This window comes from Brachyspira innocens ATCC 29796 (assembly GCF_000384655.1).
Classification (GTDB): Bacteria; Spirochaetota; Brachyspiria; order Brachyspirales; family Brachyspiraceae; genus Brachyspira; species Brachyspira innocens.
In genome coordinates this window covers 1-13,072 of record NZ_ARQI01000088.1, presented here as the reverse complement: position 1 = coordinate 13,072, position 13,072 = coordinate 1, and the positions used below count along the sequence as shown (strand labels likewise).

Genomic DNA, 13,072 nt, shown 5'->3' with positions numbered 1-13,072 from the left:
TAAGTTAGTAAAATTACAAAAAACTGATTAAATATACTAAATATTTGTATATTATAAATTTTAATAATTATATTTGTTCTATATTTAAATTCTTTTACTGCTGCAGTAAATCTAAGACTGCATTAAGTAATTTTATGTAATGGTTATTAATCTATAATTAGAAGAATGTAAATACAGTACTTAGATATACGTAGATAAATTAAATAACATGTTTTATTTAGTATTATTTTTTATACTTTTTGCGGCGGAAAAAAGTACAAAAAATTGATGAACTTAAATATTATACTTACTTCAAAAATCAATTTGTTAATATATGGTTTTTTAATTTAATATTTTTTTAATAATAGCTATGAAGTACACAGAGTGAGCATTCTGTGCTCCAGTTTTTTATGATGCTTATATGTCCACAACTAAAGAAAGTACCATTAGGTATGGCATTGTATAATACACGGTCGAACCATACACAGTTACTGTATGAAGTGAAAGGATATAGTACTCAAAAATAATATATGCTTATCAATAAAAACTAAAACGATTACTCATTAAAATTTATAAAAGTACGATTTTTTCACGTGAAACAATTTTTAATCTTTGGCTATTTAATATGTTTAAATTTATTATAAAATTAATATTGTAAATTATAGTAATTAGTATAAAATTATACTTATATTAAATTATAGCTTTATTGTATTTACTTATGAAAGAAAAAATTAAAGAGCTTAAACAAAAAATAATTAAAAGAAAAGATATAATATTTTCTGTTATAGTATCCTTCATACTGCATGTGTTTATATTTAGCTTTATTAATACTTCAATAATGCAGGACGTATTTGCATATGAGAAGGCAAAGCAAGAAGCTCAAGAAGAAGCTAAAAAAGATGATTATATGTTTTTGGTAGAAACTCCTGAAGTTGAAGAGGAAGAAAGCAAAGAGGATACTCCTTTTGCCTCTGATAAAACTTTAAGATCTAAAGGTCAGACTGATGTTAAACCATCAAAGACTTTCTCAGATACTTCGGTTTTTTCATTTCTTGGTGATGGAGCTAACAGTCCTATAGTAGAGAGAAGACCTAATCAGAACTTTAATAATAATAATACATTGCAAAATCAAAACCAAAGAAAAGAATTAGGAAGAGAAACTAGCAGAGATAATATAGAGACATATAAACCTAAAAATCCGGGTATGAAAGGAGACACTAAAATTCCAGCCTCTTTTGAAGAGGGTGCCGACAGAGCTGTTGTATTTTCAAGCGAAACTGGCAGTATACAGCTTGGAACAAAGGCTCAGGAATATTTTTGGTATTTTTATGCTTTGGTAGGTTCTATAAGAGATTCTTGGTATCTTACTATACCTAATCAGGCTCATTATTTAGGACTTATAAGAACAGATGAAGTTGAGGTTTTAATATCTATAGACAAAGAGGGTAATATATTATTTGAGAAATTTTTAAAGAAATCAGAAAACGGACAAACCAGCCTTGATAATTCATGTTCCAAAGCGATAGAGTATGCTAAAAAATTAAAACCTCCGCCTCAGGGTTTATGGAATGAATATGCTGAAAATGGTAAGATATATATACCGTTTAAATTTATATATCAGAATTTCAGCAGAGATTAATTAATTTTTAATTTGTTTTTTATTAGTTTATTTAGGAGATTATTATGAGTTTTATTGATAAGGAAAGTATATTCTTAGAAAATGAATGTTCTTCCAAGGATGAATTGTTTGATTTTTTGACCAAAAAGATGTTAGAGTTTGAACCTAGTTATGATGCTGAAGTTATAAAAGAAGGATTATATGACAGGGAAAAAGATGGAAATACTATAATAGCAGATATGACAGCTATGCCGCATGCAAGACTGGAATCTATTAAAAATTTTAAAATTATGCTTGTATCTCTTAAAAAATCTATAGAATATAACTCTGATGAAAATGTTGATTTAGCTTATTCTATATTTGCACCTATCGATGCTAATGATGAGTTTATTGATTTACTTACATTAGTGGCTTTAATTATTCAAGATGAAGAGCTTCAAAAAACAATAAGAAATGCTAAAGTAGGCGATGAAGAAAAAATATCTGCTATGATAGAAGATATTTTAAAACCATATCATTAAATTTATCTTTTAAAAATATATATTGAACATTTGATTATTTATTATATAAAGAGTAGAGATTTATGTTTCTGCTCTTTTTTTATATTAAGTATTATATTATTTCAAAAATTTAATTTATAATTTAGCCAATATTTTATACCTAGTTTTATACATTTAAAATATATTTTTATATGATAATAATATTTCTTATTATATAATAAATATTAATTGTGTAATAAATCTAAATAGAATAATATACTTATATAAATTTATATATTAAAACTATTAAAAAATGTATGTATTTGATTATAATATTGTTGACATCATATTTATAAATGTTATAATTAAGAACAATAAAACGATATTTTAGGAGATTAAAAAAATGTCAAGATTTACTATTCCTAGAGATTTATACTATGGCGATAATGCTATGGAGGAATTGAAAAACTTACAAGGTCATAAAAAAGCAATAATTGTTACTGGGGGCTCTTCTATGAAAAGAGGAGGCTTCCTTGATAAATGTGAAAAGATATTAAAAGAAGCTGGTTTGGAAGTGAAAATTTTTGATGGTGTTGAACCAGATCCTTCTATAGAAACAGTTTATAAGGGTGCTGAAGCTATGAGAGAGTTTAACCCAGATTTAATAGTAGCTTTAGGCGGAGGTTCTGCTCTTGATGCTGCTAAAGCTATGTGGGTTTTCTATGAATATCCAGATAAAAAATTTGATGATATTAAAACTCCTTTCACTATGCCTAAACTTAGAAAAAAAGCTATATTTGCAGCTATACCTTCTACAAGCGGTACTGCTTCAGAAGTTACAGCTTTCTCAGTTATAACTGACTATTCTACAAATATAAAATACCCATTAGCAGACTTTGAAATTACTCCAGACATTGCTATACTTGATTACTCAATACCTATGACAATGCCAGAAACAGTTTCTGCTGATACTGGTATGGATGCACTTACTCACTCTATAGAAGCATATGTTGCAGGACTTAGAACAGATATAACAGATGCTTTAGCTATGAAAGCAATATATATGATAGTTCATAATATAGAAAAAGCAGTTAAGGGCGATAAAGAAGGAAGAGCAAAACTTCATGTTGCTCAATGTTTAGCTGGTATGGCTTTTTCAAATGCTTTGCTTGGTATAGTTCACAGCTTGGCTCATAAAACAGGTGCTGAATTCCACATCACACATGGAAGATGCAATGCTATACTTCTTCCTTATGTTATAGAGTACAATTCAAAAGTTTGTGCTGACAGATTTGCTGATATAGCTAGAATGCTTAAACTTTCTGGTAATACTGACGCAGAACTTACAGCTTCATTAGTTAAAAAAGTAAAAGAGTTAAATGCTAAATTAGGCATTAAACAAACTTACAAAGAAAACGGAGTAACAGAAGAACACTTCAAACAAAAATGCGATAGCATAGCTAAAAATGCTGTTCTTGATCCTTGTACTGGTTCTAACCCAAGAGAAACAGATGAAGCTAATATGAAAAAAGTATTAGAAGCAGCTTATTATGGAAACGATGTTAACTTTTAATTAATATATTCTAATCATAGTTTTCCCCAAGTATTATTATATAATGCTTGGGGTTTTTTATTTTAAAATACATTAATAACTTGAGTTTTGACATTTTTTAATATATACTTAAATATAATAATCATTACAAAGGAATTTTTTATGTCAGAAAAAATAAACACTGAAGAGTTTCAAAAAATTATGGCTGATATACTAGAGGGCTATGAGAAACTAGAAAATAAACAAAATTTGGACACTTATTTGCAAGAAAAACTAAAAGAGTATGAAGTGGGAGAAAGTGAAGAAGAGAGAAAATCTATAATATCTAAGTTTGGTACTACATTAAAAGGCATTGCAGATAAATTCAAAAGCCTTATTAGTTTTAAGAAAAAAGGAAAATCAACTTCTCAATGGCTAGAACATGATTTGCAGGAAAGTATGAAAGATTTGAAAGAAGAAGACAAATCTATAATAATGGCTGCATTAGATTATACTTTGAAAGAAGTACAAGATAAAAACATTGAAGAATATGAAAATTCTGAAGATAGTAAATAATAAAAATGGAGGTAATTTTATGAGAAGAGATAACAATGATCCAAGTAAGCCTATGATTGGCAGTTACTATTCAAATGAAAATATTCAGAGTAATGAAGAAGTTAATACAAATAAAGAGATTAGTATAAATAAAAAAGAAGAAAATAGAATTATTGATATTACAGCTGAAGAAATAAATGAATTAAAAACTAATGGATATGATTTAACTAATGATTATGAAAGAGAAAAACTGTTTCAAGATGTTGCAGAAACTGTAAAGAATAATGCTTTATTAGGAACATTAAGATATTCAGTAAGATATAATAAATTGGAATTAGTACCAGAAAATAAAGAAACACAGTCAATGAAAGATTTTATGAAATCTGAAATTGACTCTAAAGAAGATACAGAAATGAAAAAAGTTGTAAGTACAGCAGCATATATAGCTTCTCAAAAAGGATATTTTGGGGAAAATATGAAAAGCACTACACCAGAACAAATAACCCACATTGTAGATAATTCTTTAACAGCTTCAAAATTAGCATATAAAGTTGCTAAAGGAGAGGTTGATGCAGAAGAAGTTATTGATAAAGTTGTAGATAGAACAACTGCAAGTGTTGGGGAAATAGTAGGTTCAGCGGTAAAAAAAACAAGCACTGTAGTATGCGAAATTATAGGAGGAAGTATAGGTGCAGTTTTAGGACCTGCAGGTATGGAAGTAGGGAGAAATATAGGAAATAATGTAGGAAAATTTTTGGGAGATGTTGGAGAGAAAGTAGTTAGGAAGGGAATGGAAATAGTTGCTGAAGTTGCTAAACCTGTTGTTAAGACTGTTGTTAATGCTGTTAAAAAAGGTGTTAATACAGTAAAAGAAGGTGCTAAAAAAGCATGGAATTGGTTTAAAGGATTATTTAGTTGATTTTGAGGTTTTATTTATGATTAAGAAGATAAAATTCTCTTTGCTTTTAGGTGATAAGCCTTGCAGGAGTTTAGAAGATATTCGAGAAAATTTTAATATTAGTGATGTATTAGATCGATATAAAGACGGTACTTTAAATAAATGGCTCTCAGTGTATAACTATAAAGAAGAATATGATAAATTATTGTTAATAGATGAGAATATAGGCGATAAGGAAAAACTTTTTAAGTTATCTGAAATATTTTTAGGAGATGAAAAAGATTTTGAAGAATTAAAAAAAGATATAGAAGATTTTTATGAGTACTATAAAAAGATAGAAGATTTTAAAAAAGAACACTCTGAATTAGATAAATTAAGTATTGAATATATTAAGAAAGATGAAGAGTTAAAGAAACGTGAAGAATATTTATCTAATTTAGAAAAAGAATTAAAAGATAAAGAAAATAGATTAAATGATAGAGAAAATGATATAAAAAGAAGAGAAGAGTATATAAAAATAAAAGAGAATGAAATAAGGGATAAAGAGGGATATTTAAATAGAAAAGAAAATGAAGTAAAAAGTATTGAAGATAAATTGAAAAATATACTAGAAGAACAAGAAAGAAAAAAAAGAATAGAAGAAGAAAATCAATATAATAATTTTTTAAAAGCAGTAAATAATTATGATTATAAATTTGTTATAGATTTTATTAACAGTGCTGAATTTAAAAATAATAGATATTTTTCTAATAAAAGGATAAAGGATTATTCAAAGAATACTTATGGAAAGGATTATCTTATTTCAAATAAAAAATGTTTGATTTTTTATTTAGATTGTGGTGCTTCCATTGTAGATATGGCTAATAACATATATACATCTTCTAATTTAAATGATAATTTTTTGATATTAGATAGTTTTTACTATAGGTCAAGTAGTGATAATTCAAAAGTAACATATATGGAGTTAGACTGATGATTAAGAAGATAAAATTTGCTTTGCTTTTAGGTAATAAGCCCTGTAGGAGTTTAGACGATATTCGAGAAAATTTTAATGCGGATGATATCATAGAGAATTTTGATAACAATATTTTATTAAAGTGGCTTAAAACTTATAATTTAGATGAGCTTTATAATAAAGCTTTATCCATAGATAAAAATTCAGAAAATAAATTAAATGATTTATTAGATTTATTTTTTGAAGATGAAGCCAAAAAAGAAGAATTAAAGAATAAGTACAAAGAAGAAGAAGAGAGACGAATACAGGAAGAAGAAGCTAGAAAGAAAGAATATGAAATACTAATACAGGAAGAAGAAGCTAGAAAGCTAAAAGATATAAAAGAGAAAGAAGAGATAAAAATAGAAATTATTAATAGATTTATTAAAGAATTAGATAGTTGTAATTATAATTTTATAGAAGAATTAATTTTAAATATGAGTGCAGATGAAATAAAAAATAATAAAGAGCATCAAAAAGGATACAAATATATTCAGGAAATTCAAATTATAAATTAATTACTAATAAAAAATCTAAGGTTTTATATTTGGATAAACAAAGTTATATAACAGAATCTTTTGACAGATCTAAAATATATAGATATAGGGATATAAATAATATATATCCAACATTAAAAGGGATATATTTTAAAGGATATAGTGATAATTCAAAAATAGTATATATTGAACTTGACTAAATAAAATATAAAAGGAGATAAAAATGAAAAATGAATTAAAAGAAAAACTAATTGAGTATATAGAGGCTTTAAGACCAATAATTTATATTAATCATTTTGACTTTGAGAAGATTGATAAAATAATTTTTGATGTTTCAAGCGGATATAAAGTTTATGAATGGGTTAATAATGATATTACTTATGAATGGACTAAAGATGAAGAGAATGAAAGAATAATAAGATGTTTTAAAGCAGGTACAGATTTAAAATCTTTTTTGAAAATGCAGCATAATTCTACTAAAGAGCATTTTATAGTTTTAAAAAATATAAATGAATATTTGGACGATACAGAAATTGTTTCTTGGATTTTAGATATGGCATATAAAAGAATGAATGATGAAGATTATCATGTTACAATCTTTATAGTTTCTACAGTATTTTATATTCCTAGCGAAATAGAGAAATATACTACTATTTTTGATATACCTTTCCCTACACGAGATGATATTTCTAATTTACTCGATAGTTATGTTGATAGTTATGATTTGGATATAGAAAATATAAAAAATGAACTTATTGCTTCTCTTAGAGGTTTAAGTGAATTTGAGATTACCCAAATATTAAATTTAGCTATTCAAAGAAAGGGTTTTATATCTTTAGATGATCAGGATTTGATATTAGGAGAAAAAGAGCAGACAATAAAAAAATCAGGCATTGTTGAAATAGTAAATTACAAAGGCGGACTTGATAATATAGGGGGGCTTGATGATTTAAAAGATTATATAAGAGTTAAGGCTAAGATTTTTGAGAATTTAGGAAAGGCTATGAAGTTTGGGGTAGATATTCCAAAGGGTATTTTACTTGTGGGTTTACCAGGCTGCGGAAAGTCTTTAGCTTCAAAGTCTATAGCCAATATTTTTAAAACTCCTCTTTTAAGGCTTGATATTGGTAAGTTAATGGGTAAGTATGTTGGAGAGAGTGAGGAGAATTTAAGAAAGGCAATAAAAATAGCTGAGGCAGTTACTCCATGTGTTTTATGGATTGATGAGATTGAAAAGGCTTTTGCTGGTATTGGCGGAACAGGCGGGGCAAGCGATATTACTACTAGGCTTTTAGGTTATATACTTACTTGGCTTCAGGAAAAAGATTCTACTGTTTATGTGGTTGCCACTTCAAATGATATTACCAAACTTCCAGCTGAGTTTTTCAGAAAGGGAAGATTTGACGAACTATTTAGAATAGAGCTTCCTAATGCCAAAGAAAGAAAAGAGATTTTTGAGCTTCATCTAAAGAAAAGAAATCAGGATATTTCAAAATTAGATATTATTAGTCTTCTTGATAAAACAGAAGGTTACTCAGGTGCTGATATTGAATCTATTATTCAGCATGCTATAGAAAAATGTTTTATTGAAGATTGCAAAAAAATGGAGACTAAAGATTTAGAAGATGCTATGAAAGATTTTAAATGCATATCTGTAACATTTAAAGAAAAACTTGAAGAGATGAAAAAGAATTTGGATAAATACGATATGAAGTATGCTTCTAAAAAATAATTTATAATGATGATTTATTAAGAGGCTTGAATTCTTTAATAAAGATTTTGAGCCTTTTATTTTAAAATATGTAAATAATTTCATATTGTATATTTGATTTAAATTTTATAGCGTTGTATAATAGTAAACATAATAATTTTTGTATTAAATTTAAGGGGTAGTAATATGAATTTTAATTTTTATATGCCTAGCAGGGTAATATTTGGAAGCGGTTCTTTATCCAAACTCCATCAGCAAAAATTACCAGGTAAAAAAGCGTTGATAGTAACAGGCGGAACTTCTATAAAAAAATATGGATATCTAAAAAGATTGGAAGAAGAATTAGATAAAGCAAATGTTAATTATGTTTTATTTGATAAAATTCTTCCTAATCCTATCAAAGATCATGTTATGGAAGGAGCTTCTTTAGCAAAAAAAGAAAACTGCGATTTTATTATAGGAATAGGCGGCGGAAGCAGTATAGACTCTTCAAAATCTATAGCTATAATGGCTGCAAATGACGGCGATTATTGGGATTATATATTCGGCGGTACTGGTAAAGGAAAAGCTATACCTAATGATCCTCTTCCAGTAGTGGCCATAACTACAACTGCAGGTACTGGAACAGAAGCTGATCCTTGGACTGTTATCACAAATGGAAATGAAAAAATAGGTTTTGGATATGATAAAAGTTATCCGTATCTTTCTATAGTAGACCCAGAACTTATGAAAACAGTTCCTCCAAAACTTACAGCATATCAAGGTTTTGATGCATTGTTCCACAGTACAGAAGGATACCTTAATAAAATGGCTAGTGAAATGAGCGATTTATTTGCTTTGAAAGCTATAGAACTTATAGGTAAAAGTTTGGCTGCTGCTGTTAAAGATGGAAACAATATGCAGGCTAGAGAAGATGTTGCAATGGCAAATACTTTATCTGGAATAGTTGAAAGTGTATCAAGCTGTACAGTAGAACACTCTATTGAACATGCTATGAGTGCTTATTATCCTAAACTTGAACATGGAGCTGGACTTATCATCATAAGTAAAGAATATTATACATCTATAGCTAATGCTAAAGTACGTGATGAAAAAATGGTAAATATGGCTAGAGCTTTGGGTAAAAAAGATGCAAGCAAACCAATGGATTTTGTTGATGCATTAGTTGACTTACAAAAAGCATGCGGAGTGGATAATTTGAAACTTTCAGATTATGATATGAAAAAAGAAGATTTACCTGCTATAGCTAAAAATGCCAGATTTGCTATGGGCGGATTATTTGAATGCGATCCTCACAATTTTACTGATGATGAAGTATTAAGCATATTAGAAAAATCATATAAATAATTTTACATAGTTTAAAAAGCTGCAGTATATTTTTACTGCAGCTTTTATTATATTGGAACTTTTTACTGCAAATATACCTCTAATAGGTATATTTATAATATTTTTCATATATTTTATAAAAATAAATTGAAATATTGAAAAAAATTGTTAAATTATACAATTTCTATATCAAAAATTTTAATTAATTGTTACTATTAATATAATAACATTTATTTAAAAATAAATTTGTATTTTTGGAGACGGGCTATAATATATGAAGAAAATAAATAGTTTAGCATTTAGAATGCCTTTTGTTATATGTGTGATAGTAGTTGTAATAATAATGGTGATGTTGATATCTTCAATAAGGATAGCTAGTTCTGGTATTAGCTCTAGTAAATTAGGAGGCTTCAACAGCACAATAGCAGGATATGCTTCTGTTTTGGATACTTGGTTTGGGTTAGAAAGTTCTTTGATAAATACATATGCTGTAACTCCTGTAATTATGAGATATTTGGAAGGTAATGAGGCTACACCTGCAGAATTACTATTAAATACAATAAAGAATTTTAAGAGTAATAATTTATATATAATCAATATTGGTGTTGCTGATATGAAGGGAGATATAGTTGCTGACTCTGCATCATCTTCATTAATAGGAAGGAATTTGAGCAGTTATATTCCAGATACTTGGTCTAAAGTTTCATCAGGTGATAATGAAATTATATACGGAGATAAATTAATAAAGTCTGATATCACTGGAAAATGGGCTATGCCTGCTGTTAAACTTGTTAAGGGAAGCAATAATCAAAATGCAGGATATATATATGTACTATTAGATTGGGCTGTTCTTCATCAAACTCATTTTTCTAATATAGATTTGGGTAAAACAGGCGGACTTTTTATAACAAGTCAAGACCTTTATAATATAATGGACTCAAAATATGAAAATATAGCAGCTATGCAGATAAATCCTATATACAAACAGGCATTTAGCGGTGCTGGAAGTGGAATAATTAGCTATGAAATAGAAGGTGAACAAAGAACAGCAGCATATTACAAAATGAAAAGTAGACCTTGGATTATTGCTCTTGCTATGATGGATTATGAAATATATGCACAGAATGCCAAATTGATAATTGCTAGTATTATAATAGGAATTATATCAATTATAGTGGTTGCTGTATTTGTAAGCATATTTATATCTACTATTACCAAACCTCTTGAAATAGTTGTAGAAGAAGCTGAAGAGATAGAGAGAGGTGATTTGAGTAATATCAAGCAGCGTATAAAACCTAGAAAAGATGAGATAGGTGCTTTATCGAGATCTTTTTTAAGTATGCGTAAAAAACTTGCAGAAACAATCACTGAAGTTAATACAGCTTCAAACAATATAGTAAAAGCAGCTCAGGAATTGGCACAGGGCAATGCGGATCTTTCAAGAAGAACAGAGTCCCAAGCGGCAAGTTTGGAGGAAACAGCTTCATCTATGGAAGAGATGGCTTCTACTATAAAATCTTCTACAGATCATGCTGTTGCTGGTAATGATATGATGCTTACTTCTAAAGAGGCGGTAGAGAGTGCTGGGAAAATTATTGCAGAAACTACTCTTAATATAGAGGAAGTTTATGAAGCAAGCGAAAAAATAAGAAACATTACTAAAATAATAGAAGATATAGCATTTCAGACAAATATACTTGCATTAAATGCGGCAGTAGAAGCAGCACGTGCAGGAGATCAGGGTAAAGGTTTTGCTGTAGTAGCAAGCGAGGTAAGAAACTTAGCTCAAACTACTCAGTCATCTGTTAAAGATATTACAGCTTTAGTTGATAATACCAATGAAAAGATTAACAAAGCTACAGAGACAGCACGTCAGTCGCAGGATATATTTATGGATATTCAAGAGAAGATAGATAATACTGCTAAGATAATGCAGGATATTAGTGCAACTGCTATGGAGCAGCAGGTTGGTGTGGATCAGGTTAATAAGGCTGTTGCTGAAATGGATACTGTTACTCAGCATAATGCTTCTTTGGTGCAGGAAAGTACTTACACTTCAGAATCTCTTCTTGAGCAGGCACATGCTCTTAAAGATACTGTTAGCTTTTTTAAGTTAAGTGCTGCTGATTTAGCAAAAGAGAAATCTGTAAAAACTGTTAAAGCAGTAAGTACAGAAAATAAAAAAGAAAAATTTGATGACAGCATTAAACCTGTTAAAAATTCGTACACTATAGATTCTAAAAAGGAGATAAAAAAATCAGAAGTTAAAAAAGAAGCTCCTAAAAAAGAAGAGATAAAAAAACAAAAAACTGACACTTCTAAAAGCGAATTAAAAGTACCGCCTTCTGTAGCTAAAGCTAGAGAGCTTGAAAATGCAAAGGCTCCTACAGTTAGAAATGATGAGTTTGGTGTTACTTACTCTTCTACTTCAAATGAGATGACAGATGATGGTTTTGCTTCTTTCTAATTGATTAAAATAATAATGGATAGAATTATAAAGCATCGGGTATTAAATCTCGGTGCTTTTTTATTAACCGTGCATTTTTGAGTATTACAAAATTTAAAACTCACTTGGGTTGGCAGCCAGAATAACAGTTAAAGCCATAAAATTAAAAACATTTATAAATAACATATTGCATTCAAAAATTTAGAGGGTGGGAATGATAGTAAATTTTAAAATTTTACTTTAATCCCCGCCCTTTTAGATTTTAAGGCTCTATTTTTTATATTAGTTTTATTAAATCTTTTTAGCTTTCACTTCAAAAAGTGCACCCGCCCAAAGCGTTATTTAAATTTAATACTTTCATATACGCACGCAGAGCGGATTTTTTAAATATTAATTAATTTAAAATCATGATTTATCTTATATATAAAATTTCGTTCTACGTGCGTTGAATATATCATAAATTTAAATAACGCTTGGGTGGGCAGCCAAAAATAACAATTAAAGCTAAAGAAATAAAAAGCGTTTCTAAAATAGAAAATAATGCCTTTAAATTTAAAGGGTGGGAGTTAAAATAATTTTCAAAATTTTAATTTAATCCCGCCCTTTTAGATTTAAAAGCTTTATTTTTTATATTAGTTTAATTAAATCTTTTTAGCTTTCACTTCAAAAATTGCACCCGCCCAAAGCGTTATTTAAATTAAGGCTTTTCTAAACGCACGCAGAGAGTATTTTTATATATAGTTCAATTTTATAATTCTAATTTTGCACTATATAAGAATCGATTGAACGTGCGTTGAATATATCATAAATTTAAAAACTGCTTGGGTTGGAAGCCAGAGTAACAGTTAAAGTTAAAAAAAGAAAAATCATTTATAAATAACAGATAGTATTGAAAAATTTAAAGGGTGGGAATGATAGTAAATTTTAAAACTTTACTTTAATCCCCGCCCTTTTAGATTTTAAGGCTTTATTTTTTATATAAACTTTGATTAAATCTCTTGAACTTTCACTTCAAAAAGTGCACCCGCCCAAAGCGTA

10 protein-coding genes are annotated in these 13,072 nt (G+C 28.2%); all 10 read left to right on the top strand.

Annotated features, from left to right (window positions below):
- Positions 1-697 precede the first annotated feature (697 nt).
- The 10 genes from F811_RS0103760 to F811_RS0103705 all read left to right on the top strand — a co-directional run bounded on the left by F811_RS0103760 (position 698) and on the right by F811_RS0103705 (position 12,055).
- The gene (locus tag F811_RS0103760; RefSeq protein WP_020003956.1) at positions 698-1,618 is read left to right on the top strand and encodes a TonB C-terminal domain-containing protein; all 921 of its coding nucleotides are present in this window, start codon (positions 698-700) and stop codon (positions 1,616-1,618) included.
- 44 nt (positions 1,619-1,662) lie between these two features.
- Positions 1,663-2,118: a PTS sugar transporter subunit IIA gene (locus tag F811_RS0103755; RefSeq protein WP_020003955.1), complete on the top strand. Its 456-nt coding sequence runs from the start codon at positions 1,663-1,665 to the stop codon at positions 2,116-2,118.
- A gap of 361 nt (positions 2,119-2,479) precedes the next feature.
- Positions 2,480-3,649, top strand: coding sequence for an iron-containing alcohol dehydrogenase (locus F811_RS0103750; RefSeq protein WP_020003954.1), 1,170 nt, complete (start codon positions 2,480-2,482; stop codon positions 3,647-3,649).
- Positions 3,650-3,790: 141 nt separating this feature from the next.
- Entirely contained in the window at positions 3,791-4,183 is a 393-nt protein-coding gene (locus F811_RS0103745; RefSeq protein WP_020003953.1) for a hypothetical protein, read from the top strand.
- A 19-nt stretch (positions 4,184-4,202) separates the two neighbouring features.
- Complete coding sequence (locus F811_RS0103740) at positions 4,203-5,081, top strand: hypothetical protein (RefSeq protein ID WP_020003952.1); 879 nt, start codon at positions 4,203-4,205, stop codon at positions 5,079-5,081.
- Between the two features lie 16 nt (positions 5,082-5,097).
- Positions 5,098-6,033, top strand: coding sequence for a hypothetical protein (locus F811_RS0103735; RefSeq protein ID WP_020003951.1), 936 nt, complete (start codon positions 5,098-5,100; stop codon positions 6,031-6,033).
- Positions 6,033-6,572, top strand: coding sequence for a hypothetical protein (locus F811_RS0103730; protein ID WP_020003950.1), 540 nt, complete (start codon positions 6,033-6,035; stop codon positions 6,570-6,572). The genes F811_RS0103735 and F811_RS0103730 overlap by 1 nt, the downstream gene beginning before the upstream one ends.
- 202 nt (positions 6,573-6,774) lie before the next feature.
- On the top strand, positions 6,775-8,283 hold the full coding sequence (locus tag F811_RS0103720) for an AAA family ATPase (RefSeq protein WP_020003948.1): 1,509 nt from the start codon (positions 6,775-6,777) through the stop codon (positions 8,281-8,283).
- Between the two features lie 165 nt (positions 8,284-8,448).
- Positions 8,449-9,609: an iron-containing alcohol dehydrogenase gene (locus tag F811_RS0103715; RefSeq protein WP_020003947.1), complete on the top strand. Its 1,161-nt coding sequence runs from the start codon at positions 8,449-8,451 to the stop codon at positions 9,607-9,609.
- Between the two features lie 253 nt (positions 9,610-9,862).
- Positions 9,863-12,055: a methyl-accepting chemotaxis protein gene (locus tag F811_RS0103705; RefSeq protein ID WP_020003945.1), complete on the top strand. Its 2,193-nt coding sequence runs from the start codon at positions 9,863-9,865 to the stop codon at positions 12,053-12,055.
- Positions 12,056-13,072: the final 1,017 nt, after the last annotated feature.

Bases quoted from the DNA above. Each gene is read 5' to 3' on its own strand.
- F811_RS0103745 (WP_020003953.1), top strand. From the start codon at position 3,791: ATGTCAGAAAAAATAAACACTGAAGAGTTTCAAAAAATTATGGCTGAT.
- F811_RS0103715 (WP_020003947.1), top strand. From the start codon at position 8,449: ATGAATTTTAATTTTTATATGCCTAGCAGGGTAATATTTGGAAGCGGT.
- F811_RS0103705 (WP_020003945.1), top strand. From the start codon at position 9,863: ATGAAGAAAATAAATAGTTTAGCATTTAGAATGCCTTTTGTTATATGT.
- F811_RS0103740 (WP_020003952.1), top strand. From the start codon at position 4,203: ATGAGAAGAGATAACAATGATCCAAGTAAGCCTATGATTGGCAGTTAC.
- F811_RS0103750 (WP_020003954.1), top strand. From the start codon at position 2,480: ATGTCAAGATTTACTATTCCTAGAGATTTATACTATGGCGATAATGCT.
- F811_RS0103720 (WP_020003948.1), top strand. From the start codon at position 6,775: ATGAAAAATGAATTAAAAGAAAAACTAATTGAGTATATAGAGGCTTTA.
- F811_RS0103760 (WP_020003956.1), top strand. From the start codon at position 698: ATGAAAGAAAAAATTAAAGAGCTTAAACAAAAAATAATTAAAAGAAAA.
- F811_RS0103755 (WP_020003955.1), top strand. From the start codon at position 1,663: ATGAGTTTTATTGATAAGGAAAGTATATTCTTAGAAAATGAATGTTCT.
- F811_RS0103730 (WP_020003950.1), top strand. From the start codon at position 6,033: ATGATTAAGAAGATAAAATTTGCTTTGCTTTTAGGTAATAAGCCCTGT.
- F811_RS0103735 (WP_020003951.1), top strand. From the start codon at position 5,098: ATGATTAAGAAGATAAAATTCTCTTTGCTTTTAGGTGATAAGCCTTGC.